The 23619-nt window shown below is 74.5% G+C and carries 20 protein-coding genes; 7 read left to right on the top strand and 13 right to left on the bottom strand.

Going from position 1 to position 23619, the window contains the following annotated elements:
* Window positions 1–160: 160 nt before the first annotated feature.
* The 4 genes from SH587_RS08360 to SH587_RS08345 all read right to left on the bottom strand — a co-directional run bounded on the left by SH587_RS08360 (window position 161) and on the right by SH587_RS08345 (window position 5465).
* Window positions 161–1120: an amidohydrolase family protein gene (locus SH587_RS08360; RefSeq protein ID WP_320670134.1), complete on the bottom strand. Its 960-nt coding sequence runs from the start codon at window positions 1118–1120 to the stop codon at window positions 161–163.
* The gene (locus tag SH587_RS08355) at window positions 1117–2493 is read right to left on the bottom strand and encodes a M20/M25/M40 family metallo-hydrolase (protein WP_320670133.1); all 1377 of its coding nucleotides are present in this window, start codon (window positions 2491–2493) and stop codon (window positions 1117–1119) included. Before SH587_RS08355 ends, SH587_RS08360 begins: the two co-directional genes overlap by 4 nt.
* A 94-nt stretch (window positions 2494–2587) precedes the next feature.
* A complete protein-coding gene (locus SH587_RS08350; protein ID WP_320670132.1) occupies window positions 2588–3769 on the bottom strand; it encodes a sugar ABC transporter substrate-binding protein in 1182 nt (393 codons plus the stop codon).
* A 166-nt stretch (window positions 3770–3935) separates the two neighbouring features.
* Window positions 3936–5465 carry a hypothetical protein gene (locus SH587_RS08345; protein WP_320670131.1) on the bottom strand — a complete coding sequence of 510 codons (1530 nt, stop codon included), beginning with the start codon at window positions 5463–5465 and terminating at the stop codon, window positions 3936–3938.
* A gap of 83 nt (window positions 5466–5548) precedes the next feature.
* Here SH587_RS08345 and SH587_RS08340 point away from each other — a divergent pair, with 83 nt between their 5' ends.
* Window positions 5549–6817, top strand: a complete 1269-nt coding sequence (locus SH587_RS08340; RefSeq protein WP_320670130.1) for an aminotransferase family protein — start codon at window positions 5549–5551, stop codon at window positions 6815–6817.
* 41 nt (window positions 6818–6858) lie between these two features.
* Here SH587_RS08340 and hydA read toward each other — a convergent pair whose 3' ends face one another.
* The gene (gene hydA / locus SH587_RS08335) at window positions 6859–8259 is read right to left on the bottom strand and encodes a dihydropyrimidinase (RefSeq protein WP_320670129.1); all 1401 of its coding nucleotides are present in this window, start codon (window positions 8257–8259) and stop codon (window positions 6859–6861) included.
* Between the two features lie 41 nt (window positions 8260–8300).
* Between hydA and allE the strand changes: the two genes are divergently transcribed.
* Complete coding sequence (allE, locus tag SH587_RS08330; RefSeq protein ID WP_320670128.1) at window positions 8301–9074, top strand: (S)-ureidoglycine aminohydrolase; 774 nt, start codon at window positions 8301–8303, stop codon at window positions 9072–9074.
* Here the strand turns inward: allE and SH587_RS08325 are convergent.
* From SH587_RS08325 to SH587_RS08300, 6 genes are read right to left on the bottom strand one after another with little or no spacing between them, the layout of a single operon-like run.
* On the bottom strand, window positions 9044–10249 hold the full coding sequence (locus SH587_RS08325; RefSeq protein ID WP_320670127.1) for a M20 family metallopeptidase: 1206 nt from the start codon (window positions 10247–10249) through the stop codon (window positions 9044–9046). The two genes, allE and SH587_RS08325, sit on opposite strands and share 31 nt — an antisense overlap.
* 4 nt (window positions 10250–10253) lie before the next feature.
* Window positions 10254–11753 carry an aldehyde dehydrogenase gene (locus tag SH587_RS08320; protein WP_320670126.1) on the bottom strand — a complete coding sequence of 500 codons (1500 nt, stop codon included), beginning with the start codon at window positions 11751–11753 and terminating at the stop codon, window positions 10254–10256.
* 20 nt (window positions 11754–11773) lie between these two features.
* On the bottom strand, window positions 11774–13057 hold the full coding sequence (locus SH587_RS08315; RefSeq protein ID WP_320670125.1) for an amidohydrolase family protein: 1284 nt from the start codon (window positions 13055–13057) through the stop codon (window positions 11774–11776).
* The gene (locus tag SH587_RS08310) at window positions 13054–13824 is read right to left on the bottom strand and encodes an aspartate/glutamate racemase family protein (protein WP_320670124.1); all 771 of its coding nucleotides are present in this window, start codon (window positions 13822–13824) and stop codon (window positions 13054–13056) included. Before SH587_RS08310 ends, SH587_RS08315 begins: the two co-directional genes overlap by 4 nt.
* Window positions 13821–15377 (bottom strand): sugar ABC transporter ATP-binding protein, encoded by a 1557-nt coding sequence (locus tag SH587_RS08305; protein WP_320670123.1) that lies wholly within the window; start codon window positions 15375–15377, stop codon window positions 13821–13823. The genes SH587_RS08310 and SH587_RS08305 overlap by 4 nt, the downstream gene beginning before the upstream one ends.
* The gene (locus tag SH587_RS08300; RefSeq protein ID WP_320670122.1) at window positions 15377–16426 is read right to left on the bottom strand and encodes an ABC transporter permease; all 1050 of its coding nucleotides are present in this window, start codon (window positions 16424–16426) and stop codon (window positions 15377–15379) included. Before SH587_RS08300 ends, SH587_RS08305 begins: the two co-directional genes overlap by 1 nt.
* A gap of 149 nt (window positions 16427–16575) precedes the next feature.
* Here SH587_RS08300 and SH587_RS08295 point away from each other — a divergent pair, with 149 nt between their 5' ends.
* On the top strand, window positions 16576–17364 hold the full coding sequence (locus SH587_RS08295) for an IclR family transcriptional regulator (protein WP_320670121.1): 789 nt from the start codon (window positions 16576–16578) through the stop codon (window positions 17362–17364).
* Window positions 17365–17408: 44 nt separating this feature from the next.
* Here SH587_RS08295 and SH587_RS08290 read toward each other — a convergent pair whose 3' ends face one another.
* Entirely contained in the window at window positions 17409–18086 is a 678-nt protein-coding gene (locus tag SH587_RS08290) for a GntR family transcriptional regulator (protein ID WP_320670120.1), read from the bottom strand.
* A 151-nt stretch (window positions 18087–18237) separates the two neighbouring features.
* Between SH587_RS08290 and aceB the strand changes: the two genes are divergently transcribed.
* Genes aceB through SH587_RS08275 form a run of 3 tightly spaced genes read left to right on the top strand, consistent with a single transcriptional unit; the run spans window position 18238 to window position 20713 of the window.
* Window positions 18238–19818 (top strand): malate synthase A, encoded by a 1581-nt coding sequence (gene aceB, locus SH587_RS08285; protein ID WP_320670119.1) that lies wholly within the window; start codon window positions 18238–18240, stop codon window positions 19816–19818.
* Window positions 19819–19863: 45 nt separating this feature from the next.
* Complete coding sequence (locus SH587_RS08280; RefSeq protein WP_320670118.1) at window positions 19864–20214, top strand: ArsR/SmtB family transcription factor; 351 nt, start codon at window positions 19864–19866, stop codon at window positions 20212–20214.
* Window positions 20198–20713, top strand: a complete 516-nt coding sequence (locus SH587_RS08275) for an SRPBCC family protein (RefSeq protein ID WP_320670117.1) — start codon at window positions 20198–20200, stop codon at window positions 20711–20713. Before SH587_RS08280 ends, SH587_RS08275 begins: the two co-directional genes overlap by 17 nt.
* A 3-nt stretch (window positions 20714–20716) precedes the next feature.
* Here the strand turns inward: SH587_RS08275 and SH587_RS08270 are convergent, their stop codons facing one another.
* Complete coding sequence (locus SH587_RS08270) at window positions 20717–21946, bottom strand: PucR family transcriptional regulator (protein ID WP_320670116.1); 1230 nt, start codon at window positions 21944–21946, stop codon at window positions 20717–20719.
* Between the two features lie 172 nt (window positions 21947–22118).
* Between SH587_RS08270 and SH587_RS08265 the strand changes: the two genes are divergently transcribed.
* Entirely contained in the window at window positions 22119–23612 is a 1494-nt protein-coding gene (locus SH587_RS08265) for a class I adenylate-forming enzyme family protein (protein WP_320670115.1), read from the top strand.
* The last annotated feature ends 7 nt before the right edge of the window (window positions 23613–23619 follow it).

The raw sequence follows: 23619 nt of genomic DNA, 5'->3' as shown, positions 1-23619 counted from the left end.
GGAGCCAGAGACGTCTCGGGCTAGGCTTCGCGATCCGTGCGAGTCGGGTGGCTGTCGAGGCCGGATGGTTGGGTAGGAGCGAGACGGCAGTGCTACAGGTCTACGCACTCACCCAGCCCCTGCGGGGGCTGGGTTTCTTTTGCCGTCCGACGTGGTGGCCTCACCCGATCCCGAAGACCCGCGCCGCCGTCGCGCCGAGGGCGTCCGGGTCGCAGCCGGCGGCGGCCACGAAGGCGACCGGGTCCTGCTCTCCGGTCAGGTAGGGGGCGTCGGTGCCGAGCAGGATCCGCTCCTGTCCGGCCAGCTCGACGAGGAAGCGGAGGGCCAGCGGGTCGTGGAGGACGCTGTCGAAGAGGAAGCGGTCCAGGTAGTGGCTCGGTGGGTGGGCGGCGGCGCCGCGGCGGTCGGGCTTGATCCGCCAGCCGTTGTCGAGCCGGCCGAGCTGGAAGGGCAGGTGCCCGCCACCGTGGGGCAGCACCAGCCGCACCTCCGGGTAGGCGTCGAGCAGGCCCGAGTAGATGATCGCCACCGTCCCCAGGAGGGTGTCGAGGGGCACGCCGATCGAGTTCGAGAGGAAGCGCGACTCGTCGCGGATCGGTCCCGCGTAGAACGGGTGCAGCATCAGCGGCACGCCCAGGGCCTGCGCGGCGGCGAAGAGCGGCTCCAGGTCCTCCCGCGCGTAGTCGCGGCCGTCGGGGTGGCTGGTGCCGAGGATCGCTCCCCGCAGGCCCAGCTCGGCGACCGCGCGCTCCAGCTCGCGTCCCGCCGCCGCCGGCCGGTCCACCGGCACCGTCGCCAGGCCCACCAGCCGCTCGCTCTCCGCCACGAAGGCGGCCAGGTCGTCGTTGGCGTCGCGGGCGAACCGCTCCCCCGCCTCGCCCGCGTGGACGAACAGGTGGGGCGTGATCGAGACGACCGCGGCGTCCAGCCGCTGCCCGTCCAGCACCCGCAGCTTCGCCGCCGGGTCGTGCAGCTCGTCGTAGCCGACCGGCAGCACGGGGCCGGCGGGGTGGACGATCGCCCCCGCCGGTCCCCGGTCGTAGCCGAACGGCCGCCCGCCGGCCTCCAGCGCGCGCGTGAACGAGCGCGGGACGAAATGGGTGTGGCAGTCGACGATCACGCCGTCGCCGTCGCCGTCGCCGCCACCGCCGCGGGCAGCCGGCTGAGGATCTCGGCGGTCACGTGGATGCCCTGGCGGAACCACTCGATCGACATGTGCTCCTGGGCCGAGTGCTCTTGCAGGTCGTGCTGGCCGTAGGGCACGATCAGGCACGGCATCCCCAGATCATCGACGAAGACGCCGAAGATCCCGCCGCCGCCGATCGAGGGGAAGACCACCGGTGGCCGCCCCCAGACCTGCTCCAGGGCCGCGATCGCGGTCGCCGCCAGCGGGTGGTCGGGCGAGATCTCCGACCCCGGGCACTTCGACATCACGATCACCTCGATGTCGTCGAAGCCCTCGGCGTCGAGCCGCTCGCGGAACCACCGCTCGGCCTGGTCGGGGTGCTGGCCGGCCGCCAGCTTGACGTCGAACTTGGCCGTCGCCGAGGTCGGCACCGCCGCGTGCGGGCCCTCGCCGCCGTACCCGCCGGTGATCCCCGTCAGGCAGATCCGGGGCTCGAAGAACATCACCCCGCGCGGGTCGCCGGTCACGAAGCGGTCGACGCCGAAGTCGACCGGGTCGTCGAGGAACCCGGCCGGCAGCGCCCGCGCGTACTCGCGCAGCCGCTCGTCGACCGGCACCCGCGGAGCGTGGAAGGCCGGATCGGCCACCGCGCCCTCGCCGTCGCCGAGCGCCGCCACCGCCGCCACCATCCGCTGGGCCGGGTTCGACAGCACGCCGGCGTAGCTGGCCGAGTGCCACTCGAACTCCGGCCCGCGCGCCCGCAGCTCGATCGCGATCGCGCCGCGGCAGCCGAGGAACAGCGCCGGGGCGTCGACGCCGAGCGTCGAGGCGTCGGCGCAGAGCAGGAAGTCGCCCCGGAACGGCTCCGGGTTGGCCGCGATGTAGGCCCGCGTGGCGACGCCGCCGATCTCGTCCTCGCCGTCGCAGATCACCGTCAGCGTGAACGGCGGCGGCTCGCCGTGGACGTCCTGCCAGGCGGCCAGCGCGCAGAGGTGCGCCCACCACTGGCCCTTGTTGTCGCCCGCGCCGCGGGCCCAGATCGCCCCGTCGCGGATGTCCGGCTCGAAGGGCGGCGTCCGCCACTCGGCGAGGTCGCCGACCGGCTGCACGTCGTAGTGGCCGTAGAGGACGAAGTGCGGGGCGCCGCTGCCGATCCGGCCGACGACGATCGGATGGTGACCGGTGTCGTGCAGCTCGGTCTCCAGGCCGAGGGCGCGCATCTTGCCGGCGAACAGCTCGGCGCACTCGGCGATGCCCTCGCCGGTGGCGCTGACGCTCGGCTGGCGGATCAGCTCCAGCAGCGTCTCGAGGTCCTGGTCGAAGCGCTCGTCGATGCGAGCGTGGACGGCGGCGATGTCGATGGTCATGTCGGGGTCCTCTGCGGTCAGGGGGAGCGGCCGTTCCCGGGCCGCGCCGCCCCGCCGACGAACGGCGGGGCGGCGCTGGGGACGGCCCGGTCGTCTACTTCCAGAGCTTGCGGTACTCGCCCCGGTAGTCGACGTCGTCGAAGACGGCGTCCTCGTCGGCGACGTCCTTGCCGTCCAGGTTCTCCTTCACGAGCGCCTTGACCGGGACCTCGCTGATCGCCGGCTGCTCGCCGTTGATCGCCCGCAGGGTCCGGTCGACCATCGCCCAGCCGAACCACTGGTTGTTGTTGCCGACGTCGACCGTCTGCACGTCGCCCTTCTGGATCAGCGCGAGGTTGCCGGCGACGGCGTTGATGCTGCCGACCTGGACCTTGTCGCCCTTGCCGGCGGCCTTGATCGCCGGGACCGCGAACTGGGCCATGCCGTCGATCGCCGGGATGATCCAGTTGACCTTCGGGTCGCGGGCCAGGGTCGACGGGGTCTGGGTCGCCTCGGCGGTCTTGAAGTCGCCGGTGAAGTCGACGGTCTTCAGCTTGCACTCGGGGCACTCGGCGAAGCCGCGCTCGACGCCCGCCTTCATCGCGGCGAAGGTGTCGATCCCCGGCAGGTTCTGGTAGACGGCGTTGGCCGGCTGCTCGGTGTTGGCGATCGCGTAGGCGGCGATCAGCTCGCCCGACTTGCCGTAGTCGATCGAGACCTCGCCGGCGGCGTCCTTCTCCAGGTCGGCCTTGACGTCGACGTTGAGCGCGCCGACGACCGGGATCCCGGCGGCCTTCGCGTCGCTGACCGCCTGCTGCACGTACTTGAAGGTGATGCCGAAGACGACGATCGCCGAGGCCTTGGCGGCGACGGCCTGCTGGATGCCGCGGGCCGCGGTCGAGGTCTCGCCCTTGGCGTTGAACAGGCGCGCCTTCGTGCCGGCCACGCCGGCCGCCTCGTTGAAGCCCTTGACGACCTGCTGCACGAACGGCAGCGAGGTGTCGTTGCAGACGATCCAGATCTCCTTGCCCTTCGCCTTCGAGATGTCGAAGGCCGGGCCCGGGGCCAGGAACTTCACCGGCGCGGTGCCGGCGTCGATCTTCTTCTGCGCGGCGGCCTTGACGGCGGCCATGTCGCCTCCGCCGCCGCCCGACCCGCCGCCGGTCGACGCCGAGCCGCCGCCGTCCGAGCTGCTGCCGCAGGCGGCGAGCACCGCCGCCGCGCCGACGCTGAGCGCTGTCGCCGTCAACCGGCGCGTGATCCGGCGGACGTTGGCCCGCCTGCTGTCGATGGTCATCGTTGTCCTCTCCGTCCGACGTCCCTCGAGCGACCCGAGTTCGTCATTGTTGAACCTGACTTCCTGATTACAGAACGTACTGCCCTGTCGGGACGCCCCTCACGCACGCTCGTCCAACGTCGGGTGGCCCCGTTTGTCCCGCTGGCCGAACCCTCGGCGACGACCGTCATCGCCCTCGCCCTCCCGGCCGGCGGTCGTCCGCCAGCAAGTCGGTCAGGTACTCCGTCGGCTCGTCCGTGAGGACCAGCCGCCGCGCCAGCTCGCGCGCCTGCCCCGCCCGCCCGTGGGCGCTGCCGACCGCGACCGCGTCGATCGCCCGCGCGACGGCACGGCGGTCGACCACCCCGCCGTCGGCCCGCGCCACCCCGTGCCGGATCCACGTCCACAGCTGGATCCGGGCCAGCTCGGCGGTGGCGACCTCCTGGGCGTCGCCGCCGATCACGATCGGGGCCTCCCCCGCGCACCAGCGCTCGAGGAACGAGACGAGCAGGCCGACCCGGGACGTGAGCCCGCCGTCGGTGACGGCGAAGCCGCCGGGACGCGCGTCGAGGAACCCCAGCGGCGGGGTCGGCGGCCGCCGCTCGGCCGCGGCGGCACCGCCGGCGAGGCCCGCGCGCGCTGCGGCGGCCAGCTCGGGGTGGGCGATCGTCGAGCCGTCGAAGCCCATCCCGGCCTCGAGCGCCTTGGCCCGGCGGACGTGCTCGCACTCGGCCGCGGTCGGGGCCGCGCCGGCCGGCCAGCAGGGGGTCATCCCGCCGATCGCCCGCAGGCCGCGGCGGCGCGCGACGTCGACGATCCGGCGGGTGTAGGCGGCGACCAGCGGGTGCTCGACCGTCAGCGCGGCCGGCTCCGGCAGGCAGCGCTCGGCGTCCTCGGCGAACAGCAGCGCGTAGCTGAAGAGGAAGTCCCAGCGCCCGGCGTTGACCGCGGTCACCCGCTCGCGCAGCTCGTAGAGCATGCCCTCGGCGGCGACCGCGGCGCCGACGGTCTCGACCAGCAGGCTGACGTCGGTGACGCCGGCGGGCAGGTCGACCAGCCGCTCGGCCTCGTTCAGCAGCTCGCGCCAGAGCGCGGCCTCGGCCCGGGTCTCGACCTTCGGCAGGTACAGGTGCGGGACCGCGCCGTCGTCGTGGGCGCGGTGGGCCAGGTGGACCGCGACGTCGAAGAGCGTCGCCGAGACCGGCGCGCCGTCGACCTCGACCGCCGGCTCGTCGGCGTGCCAGGCCCGCGGACGAACGACCACCGTCGGCCCGTCGGCGGCCCGGCAGGCGTCGAGGATCGCCGCGTGGGCGGCCAGCACGCGGCCCCACCCGGGCGGCAGCTGGTCCTCGAGGTCGGCCATGAACAGATCGACGTCGGAGGCGACGACCGCCCGCGCCATCGCCGGCGTCGCGGGGCCGCTCAGCTCGACCACCCGTCGCGCCCCGCCCGGCCGCGGCGCGATCCGCCAGTCGCCGTCGCGAACGTCGTCGTCGGCCCGCAGCAGCTCGGCGACCCGCCCCTGCTGGATCAGCCGGCGGGTGTCGTGGCGCTGGGCCAGCAGCGCCGTCCGCCGCGGCTCGAACCGCCGGTGGAGCGCGGCCACGACGGCCAGCACGCCGTCGTCGAGCAGCGCCGCGGCCCGCCGGTCGCCCCGCCGCAGGACGCCACGCGCGGCCGGGCCGCCGTCGAGCAGCGCCTCGGGGATCGGGCTCATCGAGCGGGCCCGTGGTTGGCGACCGGAGAGGACATCTGGTTCACTACTATAGAAGACACGTTCTGTATTGAGGAAAGATCGTCATGACCGCTGCGCCCACCGGCACCCGCCTCTGGCATCCCTTCGCCGACATGTCCGCCGTCGACGGCCACGAGTTCGTGGTCGCCCGCGGCGAGGGCGCGTGGATCTGGGATCGCGACGGCCGCCGCTATCTCGACGGCACCGCGGCCCTCTGGTACGCGAACGTCGGCCACGGCCGGCCGGAGATCGCCGACGCGGTCGCCGCCCAGCTGCGCACGCTCGACGCCTACGGCGCCTTCGGCGACTTCGCCAACCAGCCGGCGATCGCCGTCGCCGAGCGGCTGGCCGAGCTGGCCCCGGTCGACGACGCGCGCGTCTTCCTGACCACCGGCGGCGGCGAGGCGATCGACACCGCGGTCAAGCTCGCGCGGCGCTGGTGGCACGCGGTCGGCGAGCCGCAGCGGACCTGGGTCATCAGCCGCGAGAACGGCTACCACGGCACCAACGGCTACGGCACCAGCATCGGCGGCCTGGCCCCCAACCGGGCCGAGCTCGGGCCGCTGATCGAGGACACCGCCCGGGTCTCCCACGACGACGTCTCCGCGCTGGCGGCGACGATCGAGCGGCTCGGCGCCGACCGGGTCGCGGCCTTCGTCTGCGAGCCGGTGATCGGGGCCGGCGGCGTCCACCTGCCCGCCCCCGGGTACCTGGAGGAGGCCGCCGCGCTCTGCCGCCGCCACGGGATCCTGTTCGTCGCCGACAGCGTGATCAGCGCCTTCGGCCGGCTCGGCAGCTGGTTCGGCGTCGAGCGCTGGAACCTGCGGCCGGACATGATCACCTTCGCCAAGGGCGTCACCAGCGGCACGCTGCCGCTCGGCGGGGTCGTCGTCAGCGGCCGGATCGCCGAGCCGTTCTGGACCACGCCCGGGCTGATCTTCCGCCACGGCGCCACCTACGCCGCGCACCCGACCTGCTGCGCCGCCGCGCTCGCCAACCTCGACCTGCTGGAGAGCGAGGGGCTGATCGCCCGCGGCCAGGAGCTGGAGGGCCCGCTGGCCGACGTCCTCGCGCCGCTGGCCGAGCATCCGGCCGTCGGCGAGATCCGCAGCGGGATCGGCCTGATCGCCGCCGTCGAGCTGGACGGCGAGCTGCGCCGGCGCGATCCGGGCGTGGTCGGCCGGGCCGCCGCGCTGGCCCGCGACGCGGGGCTGATCACCCGCGCGCTGCCGACCGCCCTGGCGCTCTCGCCGCCGCTGGTCGTGACCGCCGAGGAGCTGGCCGAGGCCGCCGCGATGCTGACCCAGGCCCTCGACCGGCTGGTCGCCGCCTGAGGCCGATGCGGTCGCCGTCGACCACGCCCGCGGGCCGCGCGTCATCGGCCCGCCCCCGGGCGCTCGCGGGGCAGGAAGGCGCCGTCGCCGGGGGCGGCCAGCACGCGGCCGCCGTCGACGGCCAGCCGGCCGCCGCGGTAGACGCGCTCGACCGTGCCGGTCACCGTCGTGCCCTCGTAGGGGCTGTAGTCGACCCGCGAGCGCTGGGCGGCGGCGGTGATCGTCCAGCGGCGCTCGGGATCGAAGACGACCACGTCGGCGTCGGCGCCGACGGTCAGCTCGCCCTTGCGCCCAGCCAGGCCGAAAGCCCGCGCCGGCGCGGTCGCGCACAACTCGACCCAGCGCTCGAGGCTGATCCGCCCGCGGCGGACGCCGTGCTCGTGCAGCAGCACCAGCCGCTGCTCGACCCCCGGCGCGCCGTTGAGGATCGTGGTGAAGTCGCCGCCCTCGACGGTCCGCTTCTGGCCATCGGCGTCGAACGGGCAGTGGTCGGTGGAGACGACCGCCAGCTCGTCGTCGGCCAGCGCCCGCCACAGCCGCGCGCGGTCGCCGGCGGTCCGCGGCGGCGGGGTGAAGACGAACTTGGCGGCCTCCTCGACCGGGCCGTCGAGCGCCGACTCGTCGAGCAGCAGGTACTGCGGGCAGGTCTCGCCGCGGACGGCGGCGCCGCGCTCGCGGGCCGCGACCAGCGCCTCGACCCCGAGCGCGCTCGACACGTGAACGACGTAGAGCGCGGCCCCGGCCCGCTCGGCCAGCTCGGCGATCCGCGCGATCGCCGCCGCCTCGGTCTCGGGCGGGCGGGTGCGGGCGTGGAACCGCGGCGCGACCTGGCCGGCGGCCAGCGCGCGGGCGATCAGCGCCTCGATCGCGTGCCCGTCCTCGGCGTGGACCAGGACCGTGGCGCCGGTCCGCGCGGCGACGTCCAGCACCTGCCGCTGACCGTCGTCCTCGAGCATCGTCCGGCCCGGGTAGGCCATGTAGGTCTTGAAGCTGGGGATCCCGCGGTCGGGCAGCGCGGCCAGGTCGGCCAGCGCGCCCGGCACCGTCAGGTCGGTGACGGCGAAGTGGCAGCCGATGTCGCAGGCCGGGCGGTGGACGTCGAGCCGCGCGTGCCAGCGCTCCAGCGCCTCGCCGACGCGGACGCCGCGCGGCTGGATGCAGAAGTCGATCAGGGTCGTGGTGCCGCCGGCCAGCGCGGCCGCGGTCCCGTCGCTGAAGTCGTCGGCCGTCCGCTGGTCGCGGAAGACCGTGTCGAGGTGCGTATGGGGATCCACGCCCCCGGGGATGACGTAGCGTCCTCCCACCTCGACCACGTCGGCGCCCGGGGCCTCGATCGCCTCGTCGATCCGGGCGATCCGGCCCTCCCGCAGCTCCACGTCGGCCCGGCGCACGCCCTCCGGCGTCACCACCGTTCCCCCGCGCAGCACCGTCAGCGCGTGCATCGCGACTGCTTCCGTTCCAGTTCACCGAGAGAGGTCACCCCATGAGCGACGCCCTTCCCCTGCCGGCGACCGTGGTCAGCACGTCGCGCGGCCACCGCGCGAGCAGCCACCACGTGATGACACCGGCCAACCACTTCCCCAGTCGGCTGCCGCACCTGGCGCGGACGCTGGTGCGCAAGCTGGTGACCCCGCGCAACGGGCAGGCCCGCTTCGGCCAGTACCTGCTGGAGCTGGAGGACGACGGGGCCGGCAGCGAGCGGCCGCTGGCGACCGGCCTGGAGCAGTTCCTCTACGTGCTCGACGGGCGCGTGCGGCTGACCCGCGACGACGCCGCCGACGAGCTGACCGCCGGCGGCCACGCCTACCTGCCCGACGACGTCGCGGTCTCCCTCAACGCGGTCGGCGGCGGCGCGCGGGTGCTCTGGATCAAGCGCCCCTACGAGCCGGCCGACGGCGTCGCCCGCCCCGGCGCGGTGATCGGCCACCGCGACCAGGGCACGTTCGGCGAGACCTCGGTCCCCGGGCTCGTGCGGATGGAGCTGATCGACCCGACCGACGCCGGCTTCGACTTCAACGTCAGCCTGATGCGGTTCGCCCCCGGGACGATCTTCCGCGTCAACGAGATCCACGACGAGGAGCACGGGCTCTACGTCACGGCCGGGCTCGGGATCCAGTTCCTCGACGGCGTCTTCCACGAGGTCGCCAAGGACGACTTCGCGTACATCGCGCCGTACTGCCCGCAGTACTTCTACGCCGTCGGGTGGGAGCACGCCGAGTACCTGCTCTACAAGGACGTGTTCCGCGACGGCTTCTGATCGCCCCGCAGGCCGACCGCCGTCGCCGCGTAGATCCGCGCGGCGGCGGCCAGGTCGTCGAGGGCGACCGACTCGTCGGGCTCGAAGCGCCAGTCGCCGGGACCGAAGACGACGCTGGGGATCCCGAACGCGGCCATGTCGGCCGCCTCGGTGCAGTAGCGCTGGCCGGGCAGCGGCGCGCCGACGACCGGCTCGCGTCCGCGGATCTCGCGGCTGGCGGCGACCAGCGCGTCGGCCAGCGGCGCGACGCCGACGTCGACCAGCGGCCGCTGGTCGAAGAGCGAGCGGACCTGGCAGCCGATCCCCGCCGGGACGACCTCGGCCACGCGCCGCTCGACGTCGGCCAGGACGCCGGCCGGGGTCATGCCCGGCAGCGTGCGGACGTCGCCGCGGACGACCGCCGAGGGCGCCACGACGCCGGGACCGATCCCCGCGTGCAGCTCGCCGACGACGACGCAGGGCAGCGCGTCGAGCCGCGGGTGGGCCGCCGGATCGGCCTGCGACCAGGTGGTGCCGGGCAGCGCCTGGACGACGGCCGCGGCGGCGGCCAGGGCGTCGGCCCCGTCCTCGCGGCGGGTCACGTGGACCGCGTGGCCGGTCAGCTCGAGCTCGAACTTGACGCAGCCGCCGTGGGCGGTGACGACCTGCAGGTCGGTCGGGTCGCCGCAGATGCCGAAGCCGGGCCAGCCGTCGCGGCTGGCCAGCGCGGCCTTGGTGCCGAGGCCGATCGTGTCCTCGTGCATCCCGGCCAGCAGCACCACGTCGCCGGGCGGCGGGCCGTGGTCGGCGACCGCCCGCAGCGCCAGCGCCATCGCGGCCAGCCCGCCGAGCATGTCGACGACCGCGCCGCCGAAGAGGCGCCCGTCGGCGACCCACGGCTCGCGCGGGTCGCCGCTCCACGGTCCCGGGTGGAAGCCGGCGTTGAAGTGGCCGTCGAGCAGCAGCCCGGGCCCCTCGCCGGTCCCCCGCACCCGCGCGATCACGTTCGGCCGGCCGCGGACGATCGTCTGCGTCTCGACCTCGATCGCCGGGTGCCGGAGCAGGCCGGCCAGGGCCCGTGCCCGCTCGGACTCGTGGCCGTCGGGGGCGTCGGCCCGCCGCAGCGCGCCGACCACCTCCGGCAGCCGCTCGACCGCGACCGCGTCGGCGACCGACCCGACCGTGGAGCTCGCCATCGTCCTAGACCTCCAGGTTCAGCCAGGTGGTCTTCAGCTGGGTGTACTTCTCCAGCGCGTGCAGCGACTTGTCGCGCCCGAACCCGGACTGCTTGTAGCCGCCGAAGGGGACCGCCATGTTGGCCTGGTTGTAGGTGTTGATCCAGACCGTGCCGGAGCGGATCGCGCGCGCCATCTGGTGCGCCTTGGTCACGTCGCGGGTCCAGACCGCGGCGGCCAGCCCGTACATCGAGTCGTTGGCGATCTCGACCGCGTGGTCGGCGTCGCGGGCGCTGATCACCGACAGCACCGGCCCGAAGATCTCCTCCTGGGCGATCTGCATCCCGTTGTCGACCTGGTCGAAGACGGTCGGGCCGACGTAGTAGCCGCCGCTCTCCTCGGCCAGCCGCTCGCCACCGGTGGCCAGCTGCGCGCCGGCGGTGCGGCCGATGTCGATGTAGTTCAGGACCCGGTCGAGCTGCGCCTGGTCGATCAGCGCGCCCGACTTCGTGTCCGGGTCGAACGGATCGCCGACGGCCCAGTCGGCGCTGTGGGCGACGACCCGCTCGACCAGCTCCTCGCGGATCGACTCCTCGACCACCAGCCGCGAGCCGGACGAGCACATCTCGCCCTGGTTGACGAACGCGCCGAGGGCGGCGAAGCGGGCCACCCGGTCGAGGTCGCCGGCGTCGGCCAGGACCACGTTCGGCGACTTGCCGCCGCACTCCAGCGAGACGGCCTTCATGTTCGACTGGCCGCTGTAGATCAGGAACAGCTTCCCGACCTCGGTCGAGCCGGTGAACGCGACCGCGTCGACGTCGGGGTGGCGCCCGAGCGCCTGGCCGGCCTCCTCGCCGAGGCCCGGCAGCGCCTGCTGGACGCCGGCCGGCACGCCGGCCTCGTCGAGCAGCGCCGCCAGCCGGGTGACGACCAGCGAGGCCTGCTCGGCCGGCTTGACGATGATCGAGTTGCCGGCGGCCAGCGCCGGGGCGATCTTCCACATCGCCATCCCGATCGGGAAGTTCCACGGCACGACCGCGGCGACCACGCCGAGCGGCTCGCGGGTGACGAGCGCGAGCGCGGTCGACGGGCTCGGGGCGACCTCGTCGAAGACCTTGTCGAGCGCCTCGCCGTAGTACTGCAGGCACTCGGCGGCGCCGTCGACCTCGCCGAGCGCGGCGCTGATCGGCCGGCCCGCGTCGAGGGTGATGATCGCGGCCAGCTCCTCGCGCCGCTCGCGGACCAGCTCGGCGGCGCGCAGCAGCACGCGCTTGCGCTCGGCCGGCGCGGCCCGCGACCAGACGCCGGCCTCGAAGGCGCGGCGGGCGGCGGCCACGGCGACGTCGACGTCGGCCTCGGCGCAGGCGGCCAGCTCGGCGATCCGCTCGCCGGTCAGCGGGGTGACCGTCTCGAGCGTGGCGCCGGAGAGCGCGTCGACGTAGGCGCCGTCGACGAACGCCTGGCCGGTCAGGGCGACGCCGTCGGCGCGCGTCCGCCAGTCGCCGATGGTGGGGGTGGTGCTCATGTGGTTCTCCTTCCCCGGGCTCAGGCTCGCTCGAGCCAGACCTCGGGCTGACGGTCGGACAGGGGCTGGGGCTCGGCGATCGCGGCCCAGTGGCGCTCGGCCGCGGCGCGGTCGTCGAGCAGGTCGATCAGCGGCTGGCCGTCCTTGACGACCAGCACCGGACGGGCGAGCGCCCGCAGGTCGGACGCGGGGTCGCCGTCGACCACCAGCACGTCGCCGCGGCAGCCGGGCTCCAGGGCGCCCAGCTCGTCCTCGCGGCCGAGCGCGATCGCGCCGTTGCGGGTGACCGCGCGCAGCACGTCGGGACGGCCCATGCCGGCGGCGGTCAGCGTCTCCGCCTCGCGCACCATCAGGTCCATCGCCGGGACCCAGTGGATCGGGTCGGTGCCGGCGGCGATCGTGACGCCGGCGGCCATCGCCCGCTGGACCGACGCGCGGTGGACGTCGCTCATCCGCTCGGCGAAGTCGGGCAGCTGGGCGTCGCTGATCGTGCCGTTGTAGCCGTGGTGGGTGGCGGCCGAGAAGGCCCACAGGGTCGGCACCAGCACGGTCCCCTGCTCGGCCATCCGGGCGACCAGCGCCTCGTCGAGCCAGGTGCCGTGGTCGATCACGTCCATCCCGGCCTCGACCGCGGCCCGGGCCGCCTCCAGCCCCTCGCAGTGGCAGCCGGTGCGGACCCCGAGCGCGTGCGCCTCGGAGACGGCGACGGCGATCTCCTCGTCGGTCATGTACCGCAGGCAGGTCCGCCAGCGGGAAGCGCCGGTGGTGTGGCTGAGGACGAGCTTGACGAAGTCGGCGCCGGCCAGGACCTCCTTGCGGACGACCTTGCGGACCTCGTCGGGACCGTCGGCGAAGACGTTGCGCCAGTCGACCGGGGCGCCGCTGCCGACCACGTTCGGGCCGGCGGCGAAGGTCCGCGGGCCGAGCACCCGGCCGGCGGCGATCTCGCGCCGCAGCTCGTAGATCCCGCGGTGCTTGCAGCCGGGGTCGCGGACGGTGGTGACGCCGGCCTCGATCGCGCGGCGGGCGACGAGCACGCCGTCGACGACGCTCTTCGTCACCAGCTCGGCGTCGGCCTCGACGCCGGAGCGGCTCATCAGGTGGCAGTGGGCGTCGATCAGGCCCGGCAGCACGTGGCGGCCGGCGACGTCGATCACGCGCGCGTCGCCGTCGCCGCCCGGCACCGCGCCGTCGCGCAGCAGCTCGACCACCCGCCCCTGCTCGATCACGACGGCCACGCCGTCGTGGAAGCTGCCGGTGCGGGCGTCGAGGACCGGTCCGCCGTGGACGATGGTGCGGGTCACGTGAGGACTCCCGGGGTCGGGACGGAGCCCGTCGCCCCGTCGAGGTCGAGGGGCGCCGTGCGCCGCGCGTAGCTGTGGACCGGGCTGGTCGTCAGGCCCAGGTCGACGAGCATCTCGGCGCTGCGGAGGGCGGCGGCGAGCCCGCAGACCACCGGCATCCCGAGCGCCTCGGCGAGCGGTCGCTCGTTGCCGGCCATCGCCGCGCCGGGCAGCACGATCGCCTCGGCGCCGTCGTGGTCGCGGGCGTGGGCGCAGGCCGTGGTCAGCCGCTCGAGGCCGCTGGTCGGCGCGGCGAAGAGGGCGCGCGCGTCGGTCGCCATCGCGACGATCGAGGCCAGCCGCTCGCCGTGGCCGTAGCCGTGGGCCAGCCGCCGCATCGCCGTCGCCTTGGCCGGCGACAGCACGACGATCGAGAACGACGCGGCGACCAGCGCCGCCGCCTGCATCCCGGCCTCGGCGATCCCGACCACCGGCCGGTCGGAGACCTGGCGGCAGGCGTCGAGCCCGGGGTCGTTGCCGCAGGCGAGCACGAACGCGTCGATCCGCGGCGCCAGCTCGGCGATCGTCCGCGCGGCCTCGACGGCGGCGATCGCGCCGTCGAGCGGGCCGTCGATCCCGGCCGGGCCGCGCTCGGCGCCGACCACGGTCAGGGCGCTGTCGGCCAGCGCCCGCGGCCGCAGGTAGCCGTCGATCAGCGCGGTCGCCCTCGGCGACGAGTTCGGGTTGACGACGCCGATCCGCCGCCGGATGCGGGGCCCCTCGCTCACGAGAGGAAGCACTGCTCGGAGATCGCCGCCGCGCTCGGCTGGTGCAGCTCGGCCCGGATCCGGCCGTTGCGCATCACCAGCACGCGGTCGCAGAGCGCGCTCAGCTCCTCCGGCTCGCTGGAGACCAGCAGCACGCCGATCCCGCGCTCGGTCAGGTCGGCGACCCGCTCGAGGATGAACCGCTTGGCGCCGACGTCGACGCCCTGGGTCGGCTCGTGGAGGATCACGCAGCGCAGCCCCTCGCGGGCCATCCACTTGGCGAGCAGGACCTTCTGCTGGTTGCCGCCGGAGAGCGAGCCGAGCAGCCGCTCGCTGTCGCCGGACGGGCGGACGTCGTAGCGCTCCATCGCCGCCTCCACCGAGGCCCGCTCCTCGCGGTGGCGGATCCGCCCGTGCCGGACGTGCTTGTCGAGCGAGACGAGGGTCATGTTCTCGCGGATCGACGCCTCCAGCAGGCCGGAGTTGCGCTTGCGGTCGGGGGGCAGGAAGCCGATCCCGGCCGCCACAGCCCGCCGCGGCGAGGGCCGCTTCAGCGGCTCGCCGCGCACCAGCACCTCGCCGGCGGCCGCCCGCAGGTCACCGACCAGCAGCCGCGGGACGTCGTCCTGGCCGCTGCCGGCGAGGCCAGTCAGGCCCAGGACCTCGCCCCGGTGGAGCGCGAACGAGATCTCGTGGGCGCCGCCGCCGGTCAGCTCGCGGGCCTCCAGCGCGACCTCGCGGCCGGCCTGGTCGGGACGCTCGGGGTAGAAGCTCTCCAGCGCGCGGCCGAGGATCGACTGGACCAGGTCCTCTTGGCCCTCCAGCTCGGCGGTCCGGCACTCGCGGACGACGGCGCCGTCGCGGAGGACGGTGACCGCGTCGGTGATCGCCAGCACCTCGTCGAGCCGGTGGGTGCAGAAGACGATCGCGGTGCCGCGGGCGGCGGCCGAGCGCATCGCGGCGAACAGCCGGTCGCGCTCGTGGACGGTCAGGTTGGCGGTCGGCTCGTCGAGCACCAGCAGCCGCGCCTGCTCGCGGCCGCGGGCGTAGACGCCGCGGGCGATCGCGACCACCGCGCGCTCGGCCAGGGTCAGCTGCTCGACCGGGGTCGAGGCGGGCCGGTCGACGCCCAGGTCGCAGAGGATCCGCTCGACGATCCGGGCCTGCTCGCGCCAGCGGATCCGCCCAAGCCGGCTGGTGACCATCGCGCCGGCGCAGACGTTGTCCATGATCGTCAGCGACGTCGCCAGGCCGAGGTCCTGGTGGACGAAGCCGAAGCCGAGCGCCGCGGCCGAGGTCGGGGTCAGCGGCAGCGCGTGCGGCTCGCCGTCGACCAGCAGCCGGCCGCCGTCGTCGGGCTCGTGGTAGCCGGCGAGGATCTTGAACAGCGTCGACTTGCCGGCGCCGTTCTCCCCCACCAGCCCGTGGATCTCGCCGAAGCGGAACCCGATCGAGACGTCGCGCAGCGCGCGGTGGCCGCCGAAGGTCTTCGAGACGTGCTCGAGCCGGACCTCGTCACGGCTGCCGCTGGTGGCCATCTCGCCCGGCTCCCTCGTGGCGGTGGCGGTCGGCATCAGTGGCTCGCTTCCCGCTCGCGCATCAGGTGGGCGAAGGTGATCGCCAGCACCAGCGCGCTGCCGTTGAAGACGTTCTCCAGCCAACCGGCGCCGCCGAGCAGCTGCAGGCCGGTGACGCCGACGACCAGCACGTAGACCGCGATCACCGTGCCCCAGGCGTTGAAGCGGCCGGGCTTGATCGCCGCCGCGCCGAGGAAGACCGCCGCCGCGCCGGGCAGCAGGTACGACATCCCCAGGTTCGGGTCGGCGCTGCCGAGGCGGCCGAAGTTGATGACGCCGGCGAGCCCGGCCAGCGCCGAGGCGGCCATCAGCGAGCCGCCGCGGATCCAGTCGACCGGCAGGCCGCTGAGGCGGGCGACGGCGCGGCCCTCGCCGGCGAAGTAGACGTAGCGGCCGATCGGGGTGTGCTCGAGCACGAACCAGAGCACGCCGGCCAGCAGCAGCCCGAAGTAGACCGGATAGGGCAGGCCGAAGAGGTCGTTGGTGGTGAGCTTGGTCAGCAGCTCGGGCGGGCCGGTCAGCACCTGCGACTTGGAGACCGCGAGCGTGAAGCCGATGATCACCGTGCCCGAGCCGAGGGTGGCGATCAGCGAGCTGATCCCGATCACGACGATGAAGAAGGCGTTGATCGCCCCGATCAGCACGCAGCTGAGCAGAACCACGACGAGCGCCGGGCCGAGCGCCCAGCCGTGGCTGACGGTCAGCACCGCGGTCAGCGTCGTCGCCCAGGCCAGCGTGGCCCCGAACGACATGTCGTACTCGCCGGCCGCGAACGGCAGCACCAGGCCGAGCACGGCGACCATCAGCACCGCCTGGGTCGAGGTGACGACCTTGAGGTTGTCGAAGGTGAAGAAGGTGTCCGGGGCCAGCGCCGAGTAGATGGCGATCATCCCCAGCAGCACGAGCACCAGCGCGTACTGGGCCAGCAGCTTTCGGGGCGACCAGCGGCGGGCGCTGGTCACGGTCGGGGTGGGCGTGGGCGCGCCGTTTGCGGCGCCGCCGGCCGCGGCCGCGGCCGCGGGTGTGGTGTCGATCTTGGTGGTCATCGCTCGCCCCTCCCACGGAGCGCTGCTCGGGGTGTCGCGCGGGGCGCACCCGGTCGTCCGTCGTGCCGTCGGCGGCGGGCGCGGGCCCGCGGCGGTCGACGGTCTGCTCGTCCCCCGGCGGCGTTTCCGCCATCCGGTACCCTCGTTCCGTGCCGTCGGAGAAGCGCGAGGGTGTCCAGTCGCTGAGCCGGGCCCTCGATCTGCTCGAGGCGCTCGCCGCCAGCGACGAGCGGCCGCTCTCGGAGCTGGCCGAGGAGACCGGGATGATCCCCTCGACCGCCCACCGGCTGCTCGCCTCGCTCGGCCAGCGCGGCTACGTCTCCCAGAACCCGGAGAGCGGGCGCTACCGGATCGGCTTCAAGCTGCTGGAGCTGGCGACCGCGATCACCTCGCGCCGCGACCGGCTGCGGGCCGCGGCCCGGCCGCACCTGGAGGCGCTCCGCGACCGCACCGGCGAGAGCGTCAACCTGGTCGTGCTCGACCGGCTCGACGTGGTCTACCTGGACCAGGTCGAGGGCAACCGCAGCGTCCGGATGTTCACCCAGGTCGGTCGCACGGTCCCCGCCCACACCACCGGCGCCGGCAAGGCGATCCTCGCCGGCCGCCCGGCCGACGAGGTCGCGCGGCTGTACGCCGACGACGCCGTCTTCGCCCCGCTGACGGCGCGCACGATCACCAACGCGATCGACCTCGACCGGGCCCTCGAGCGCGTCCGCCGCGACGGCTTCGCCGTCGACGACGAGGAGCACGAGGAGGGCGTCGGCTGCGTCGCCAGCGCGATCCGTGACGGCGACGGGCAGGCGATCGCGGCGATCAGCGTCTCCGGCCCGTCGAGCCGGATGATCACCGGCTCGACGGCCGAGCTGGGCCGCGAGGTCGAGCGCCACGCCGCCGAGGTCACCGCCGCGCTCGCCGAGCGGGCGCCGGCGACCGCCTGACGTCGGCGGCGCGCCGCCGGATCGGGTGCGGGGCAGCGGCTCCATCAGGCCAGGAAGGTCGACGCCAGCGCGCCCGACACCAGGCGGCTGATGTTCGCCCGGGTCACGTCGATGTGGGTCCGCATCAGCTCGACGGCGCGCTCGGCGTCGCGGTCGGCGATCGCCTCGAGGATCGCGTTGTGCTCGAGCTGGGTGACCTCGATCCGGCCGGCGTCGAGGAAGTCGGTCTTGCGGACGATCGCGATCCGGTCGCTGATCCGCTCGAGGGTCGAGATCAGCATCTCGTTCTGCGACAGCTGGGCGATCCCCATGTGGACGCGGGCCTCGATCTCCAACCGCGACTCGGCCAGCTCGTAGGCGTCCTCCTCGCGCTCGGCGTCGGCCGCGTACCAGCTGTCCCACGAGGCGCGCAGCATCTCCAGCGCCGGGTCGGTCGCCCGCTCGCAGGCCTGCTCGACGGCCAGGCACTCGATCGAGCTGCGCAGCCGGTACATGTCCTCGAACTCGCGCAGGTCGAAGGGGCGGGTGACGCGGCCGCCGGGCATCGCGACGACCAGCCCCTCCTGCTCCAGCCGCTGCAGCGCCTCGCGGATCGGCGTCCGGCTGACCCCGAACCGCTCGCAGAGCTCGGTCTCCAGCAGCCGCGCACCCGGCTTGATCAGGAAGTGGGTGATGTCGCGCTTGAGCGCGTCGTAGGCCTCGTTGTCCTTGGTGCGTGCCATGCGTCGCTCTCGGGGTCGAACGCGGATTGCGCCTGGTGCATCCGCGATGTATACAAACCGTATCCGCGCATCTTCGGCGCTGTCAAGACCGAATCCACGAACGGTCCGCCACGCCCGCGCAGCCCACCCGAGACCGGAGCACCACCGCCCCATGTCCACCACCGACCCCGGCCTGCGAGCCGCCCCGATCGACGACCAGGGCGGCCGCGAGGTCCTGTCCCGCGAGGCGCTCGAGTTCCTGGCCGCGCTCCACCGCCGCTTCGGCGCCCGCCGCGACGAGCTGCTGGCCGCCCGCCGCGGCCGCGGACGCCCGCGCGGCCTGCCGGAGGAGACCCGCGCCCAGCGCGAGGGCGGCTGGACGGTCGCCCCGCCGCGCCCCGACTACGGCGACCGGCGGGTCGAGATCACCGGCCCGGTCGACCGCAAGCTGGTCGTCTCGGCGCTCCGCTCCGGCGCCCGCGGGTTCATGGCCGACTTCGAGGACGCCACCTCCCCCACCTGGGCGGCGCTGATCCGGGGCCAGGCGAACGTGGCCGACGCCGCCGACGGCACGATCGCCCACGTCGGCGCCGACGGCGAGCGGCGGACGCCCGACGGCCGCACGACGCTGATCGTCCGCCCCCGCGGGCTGCACCTGCCGGAGCGGCACCTGACGGCCGACGGCGCCCCGGTCGCCGGCGCGCTGGTCGACGCCGGGCTGTTCCTCTTCCACGGCGCCCGCGCGCTGCTCGACCGCGGGCACGGGGTCTACCTGTACCTGCCGAAGCTGGAGCACCACCTGGAGGCCCGCTGGTGGAACAACGTGCTCGGCTGGTGCGAGCGCGAGCTGGGCCTGCCGGAGGGCTGCGTGCGCCCGACCGTCCTGATCGAGACGCTGCCGGCCGCGTTCCAGATGGACGAGATCCTGTGGGAGCTGCAGGAGCGGTCGTACGGGCTCAACGCCGGCCGCTGGGACTACCTGTTCTCGGCGATCAAGACCCTCGCCGACGATCCGGCGGCGGTCCTGCCCGACCGCGGCGACGTGACGATGACGGCGCCGTTCATGCGCGCCTACTGCGAGCGGCTGGTGGCCACCTGCCACCGCCGCGGCGCGTTCGCGATCGGCGGGATGTCGGCCCTGATCCCGTCGCGGACCGACGCCGCGGCGAACGCCCGCGCGCTGGCCGCGGTCGCCGCCGACAAGCGCCGCGAGGCCGGCGACGGCTTCGACGGCTCGTGGGTCGCCCATCCCGACCTGGTGCCCGTCGCCCAGGCCGCGTTCGACGAGGTGCTGGGCGCTCGGCCGCACCAGATCGACCGCCGCCGCGACGACGTGACCGCGGCGCCCGCGGCGCTGCTCGAGGTCGGCAGCGCCCGCGGAGCGATCACCGCCGCCGGGCTTCGCAACGACGTCAGCGTCGCGGTCCGCTACCTGTCGGCCTGGCTGACCGGCCGCGGGGCGGTGGCGATCGACGGGCTGATGGAGGACGCCGCCACCGCCGAGATCTGCCGCGCGCAGCTGTGGCAGTGGATCCGCCACGGGGTCCGGCTCGACGACGGCCGGGTGGTGACGCGGGCGCTGGTCACCCGCGTGCTCGACGACGTGCTGGCCGAGCAGCGGGCGGCGCTCGGGCCCGACGGCTGGCGCGACGGGCGGATGGACGAGGTCCGGGCGCTGGTCGAGCGGCTGGCGCTGGCCGACGAGCTGGAGCCGTTCCTGACGTCCGTCGCCTACGACCAGCTGGAGCCGTAGCCGCCGCGGCTTGCATTCATTCCCATATCGGTATATGTTGCCCGCATGGCCCGAGCGGCGACCACCACCGACGCGTTCAACGCCGTCGCCGAGCCCCGGCGGCGGCAGATCCTCGACCTGCTGGCCGAGGGCGAGCGCCCGGTGAGCGACCTGGTCGAGCGGCTCGGGCTGGCGCAGCCGCAGGTGTCCAAGCACCTGCGGGTCCTGCGCGAGGTCGGGGCGGTGCGGGTGCGCGAGCAGGGCCGCCAGCGGCTCTACCGCGTCGACGCCGCCGCGCTGAAGCCGATCCACGACTGGGTCAGCGGCTACGAGCGGCTGTGGCAGCAGCGCTTCGACCGCCTCGACGACGTCCTCACCACCCTCGAGCAGGAGCAGGCAGATGAGCACCACCGGTAGCCGACGGGTCGAGCTGACCCTGCCGGCCGACGACCAGATCCTGATGACCCGCGAGCTGACGGCCGCGCCGCCGCTCGTCTACCGCGCGTGGACCGAGCCCGAGCTGGTGGCCCAGTGGTGGCCGTCGAGCCGCGGCACGATGCTGGTGGCCGAGATCGACCTGCGGGTCGGTGGCCGCTGGCGGTGGGTGATGCGGGCCGGCGAGGGCTTCGAGGTCGGCTTCCACGGCGAGTACCTGGAGATCGTCCCCGACCAGCGGCTGGTCCACACGGAGGTCTTCGAGGGCGCGCCCGGGACGCCCGAGGAGGCGGAGGCGAACGCCACCGACAACACGATCGAGTTCCTGCCGCTCGACGGCGGCGGCACGCTCGTGCGGATGCTGACCGTCTGCCCCAGCCGCGAGATCCGCGACATCATCGTCCAGTCCGGCATGGAGGCCGGCGTCCAGGACGGGATGGCGCTGCTCGACGAGCTGACCCAGCGGCTGGCCGAGGCCTGAGCCCTAGCGCGCCGCCGGCATCCAGCGCTCCAGCTCCAGCGCCAGCCGCACCTCCAGCCCGTGGCCGGCGAGGCCCGCCGGCAGCAGGCCGTCGGCGCGGGCGATCCGCTTCAGGATCGTGTTGCGGTGGGTGTGCAGGACGGCGGCGGCGCGGGGCGCGCTCGAGTCCTCGCGCAGGTAGGTGCGGACCGTCTCGCGCAGCTCGCCGTCGGCGTCCTGGAGCGCACCGAGGGTGGCGGCGACGAAGGCCCGCGCGCGGGCCTCGTCCTGCATCGCCAGCGAGACGACCCGGACCTCGGAGTAGGTGACGATCCGCGGCCCGCCGGGGTCGCGGAGCAGCAGCCGCTGGGCGTCGCGGGCCTCGCGGTGGCTGTCGCGGAAGCCGCCGATCCCGGGCAGCGTCGAGCCGGCGGTGACGGTGATCCCCGGCGGCAGCTCCTCGACCGTCGCCCGCAGCCGGCCGAGGTCGGGGTCGGGGCCGGCGGTCCAGGCCCAGAGGCCGCTGTTGCCCGACGGCAGCACGAACGGGCGGCTGGTGCCCATCGCGCTCGCCAGCCCGCCGGCCGCCCGCTCCAGCTCGCCCAGCTCGATCGCCCGCGGGTCGCCCCACAGCAGCAGCGCGGTGTGGCGGCGCTCCAGGTCGTAGCCGATCCGGGCACTGGCGCGGGCGGCGTGGATCGGCGCCCCGTCCAGGATCAGCATCACCGTCTCGCGCCAGCGCGCCGGCGCCCCGCCGACCAGCTCCTCGCGCTCGGCCTCCATCTGCCGCGCCAGCGCGTCGAGGATCCCGTCGACGTAGGCGAACAGCGAGCGCGAGCCGAAGTCGAGCACCGCCTCCAGCGCGTCGCCGTCGAGGCCCTCCTCGCGGGCCCGCCGCATCCAGGTCCGCCAGGCCACGTTCTGGCCCTGGCGGTAGGCGGTCGAGAGCGCGTCGCGCTCGATCCCGCGGCGGACCAGGTCGCGGGCCAGGTCGAGCGCCTCGGGCGGCGGGTCGACCCCGACCGGCTCCTCGGGACGGGCGATCGTGACGGTGATCCAGCGGGTGATGTTGGCGTGGGTGCTGGCGCGGGTGTTCTCGGCCAGCAGCGGATCGGCGGCCAGCGGCGGCGTCGCCTCGAGGATCGCGGCGACCATGCTCCGCACCAGCGGCTCGACCTGGGCCAGCATCCGCTCCCCCACCGCGCGGATCTGCCGGGAGGTCTCGGCCGACGGCGCTTCCCACACGACCTGCATCACGGTGACGGCCAGCCTAGCCCCTCCGCGGGGGCATCTGCCTACCTGCGCGGTCCAGGACGGGGCGAATGCACTCCGTCGGGCCCTCCCGCCGCTGCCACTGTGAGCTACCGCACGCAGTGTCGAACACCGCGTCGAGTCGAGCGAGAAGCGAGTGGAGGCCACGGGTCGCATGGCAGAACGAGCAGCAACCGCGTCGATCGTCGAGCTCCCCGATCGGCGGGCGGCCGCCAACCCCGACGGCGGCTGCGTGGCCGACGATCGCGGGGCCGCCGCCAACGGCGAGTTCCTCGACCGCGTCAAGCGCGCGGCGGGGGCCCTGCGGGGCGCCGGCGTCGGTCCCGGCGACGTGGTCGCGGTGGCGCTGCCGAACCGCAGCGAGCTGCTGGTGACGCTCTTCGCCGCCTGGCGGCTGGGCGCGGCGATGACCCCGATCAACCCCGCGCTGACCGCGGCCGAGCGCCAGTACCAGGTCGACGACGCCGGGGCGACCGTGGTCGTCAGCGACGGGCTCGACGTCGACGCGGCGGTGATCGACGTCACCGACCTCTGCGCCGGCCCGCCGCTGGAGGAGCCGGCCGAGTCGGTGCCCGAGCACGCGCTGGCGCTGCTGATCTACACCAGCGGCACCACCGGCAAGCCGAAGGGCGTGATGCTCGACCACCGCAACGTCGCGGTGATGTGCGCGATGGTCGGCGAGGCGATCGCGGTCGACGAGCGCGACCACTGCCTGCTGATCCTGCCGCTCTTCCACGTCAACGCGATCGTGGTCAGCGCGCTGACGCCGCTGCTGGCCGGCGGCCGGGTGACCGTCGTCGAGCGCTTCAGCCCCAGCGCCTTCATCCCGCTGGTCGAGCAGCTGCGCCCGACCTACTTCTCGGCCGTGCCGGCGATCTACGCGATGCTGACCGCGCGCGAGGAGAGCCACAGCGCCGACTTCTCGTCGCTGCGGCTGGTGGTCTGCGGCGCCGCCCCGATGCCGGCCGAGGAGATCGCCCGGGTCGAGGAGCGGTTCGGGGTCGTCCTCGTCGAGGGCTACGGGCTCTCCGAGGGCACCTGCGCCTCGACGATCAACCCGATCGACGGGGTCCGCAAGCCCGGCACCGTCGGCCTGCCGCTGCCCGGCCAGGAGGTGATCGTCGTCGACCCCGAGGGCCGGCCGGTCCCCCAGGGCGAGCGCGGCGAGGTGGTGATCCGCGGCGAGAACGTGATGCGCGGGTACCTCAACCGGCCCGAGGCGACGGCCGACACGGTCGACGGCGACGGCTGGCTGCACACCGGCGACGTCGGGATCCTCGACGAGGACGGCTACCTGCGGATCGTCGACCGGATCAAGGACATGATCATCCGCGGCGGGGAGAACATCTACCCCAAGGAGATCGAGAACGTCCTCTACGGCCACGACGACGTGCTCGAGGCCGCGGTCATCGGCCGGCCCGACGACGTCCTCGGCGAGGTCGTCGTCGCCTACGTCTCGCTGCGGCCCGACGCCACCGTCGACGCCGATCAGCTGCACGACCTCTGCAACGAACGGCTCGCGAAGTACAAGCGGCCGGTCGCCATCCACCTGCTCGACGAGCTGCCGAAGAACCCCGTCGGCAAGCTCGACAAGCCGACGCTGCGTACCCAGGACGCAGCGGCCATCAGCCCCCAGCCCAGCGTCTGAGGAGAGA

The sequence above is a fragment of the Patulibacter defluvii genome (assembly GCF_034096925.1).
In the GTDB taxonomy this organism is placed as follows: Bacteria; Actinomycetota; Thermoleophilia; order Solirubrobacterales; family Solirubrobacteraceae; genus Patulibacter; species Patulibacter defluvii.
The sequence above is the reverse complement of the archived record's forward strand: the minus strand, read 5'-3'. Positions and strand labels throughout refer to the sequence as shown.

Coding starts and splice junctions, on each gene's coding strand:
- hydA (WP_320670129.1), bottom strand. CDS start 8,259: ATGCACGCGCTGACGGTGCTGCGCGGGGGAACGGTGGTGACGCCGGAG.
- SH587_RS08265 (WP_320670115.1), top strand. CDS start 22,119: ATGGCAGAACGAGCAGCAACCGCGTCGATCGTCGAGCTCCCCGATCGG.
- aceB (WP_320670119.1), top strand. CDS start 18,238: ATGTCCACCACCGACCCCGGCCTGCGAGCCGCCCCGATCGACGACCAG.
- SH587_RS08290 (WP_320670120.1), bottom strand. CDS start 18,086: ATGGCACGCACCAAGGACAACGAGGCCTACGACGCGCTCAAGCGCGAC.
- SH587_RS08350 (WP_320670132.1), bottom strand. CDS start 3,769: ATGACCATCGACAGCAGGCGGGCCAACGTCCGCCGGATCACGCGCCGG.
- allE (WP_320670128.1), top strand. CDS start 8,301: ATGAGCGACGCCCTTCCCCTGCCGGCGACCGTGGTCAGCACGTCGCGC.
- SH587_RS08345 (WP_320670131.1), bottom strand. CDS start 5,465: ATGAGCCCGATCCCCGAGGCGCTGCTCGACGGCGGCCCGGCCGCGCGT.
- SH587_RS08325 (WP_320670127.1), bottom strand. CDS start 10,249: ATGGCGAGCTCCACGGTCGGGTCGGTCGCCGACGCGGTCGCGGTCGAG.
- SH587_RS08320 (WP_320670126.1), bottom strand. CDS start 11,753: ATGAGCACCACCCCCACCATCGGCGACTGGCGGACGCGCGCCGACGGC.
- SH587_RS08275 (WP_320670117.1), top strand. CDS start 20,198: ATGAGCACCACCGGTAGCCGACGGGTCGAGCTGACCCTGCCGGCCGAC.
- SH587_RS08300 (WP_320670122.1), bottom strand. CDS start 16,426: ATGACCACCAAGATCGACACCACACCCGCGGCCGCGGCCGCGGCCGGC.
- SH587_RS08270 (WP_320670116.1), bottom strand. CDS start 21,946: ATGCAGGTCGTGTGGGAAGCGCCGTCGGCCGAGACCTCCCGGCAGATC.
- SH587_RS08305 (WP_320670123.1), bottom strand. CDS start 15,377: ATGCCGACCGCCACCGCCACGAGGGAGCCGGGCGAGATGGCCACCAGC.
- SH587_RS08340 (WP_320670130.1), top strand. CDS start 5,549: ATGACCGCTGCGCCCACCGGCACCCGCCTCTGGCATCCCTTCGCCGAC.
- SH587_RS08280 (WP_320670118.1), top strand. CDS start 19,864: ATGGCCCGAGCGGCGACCACCACCGACGCGTTCAACGCCGTCGCCGAG.
- SH587_RS08355 (WP_320670133.1), bottom strand. CDS start 2,493: ATGACCATCGACATCGCCGCCGTCCACGCTCGCATCGACGAGCGCTTC.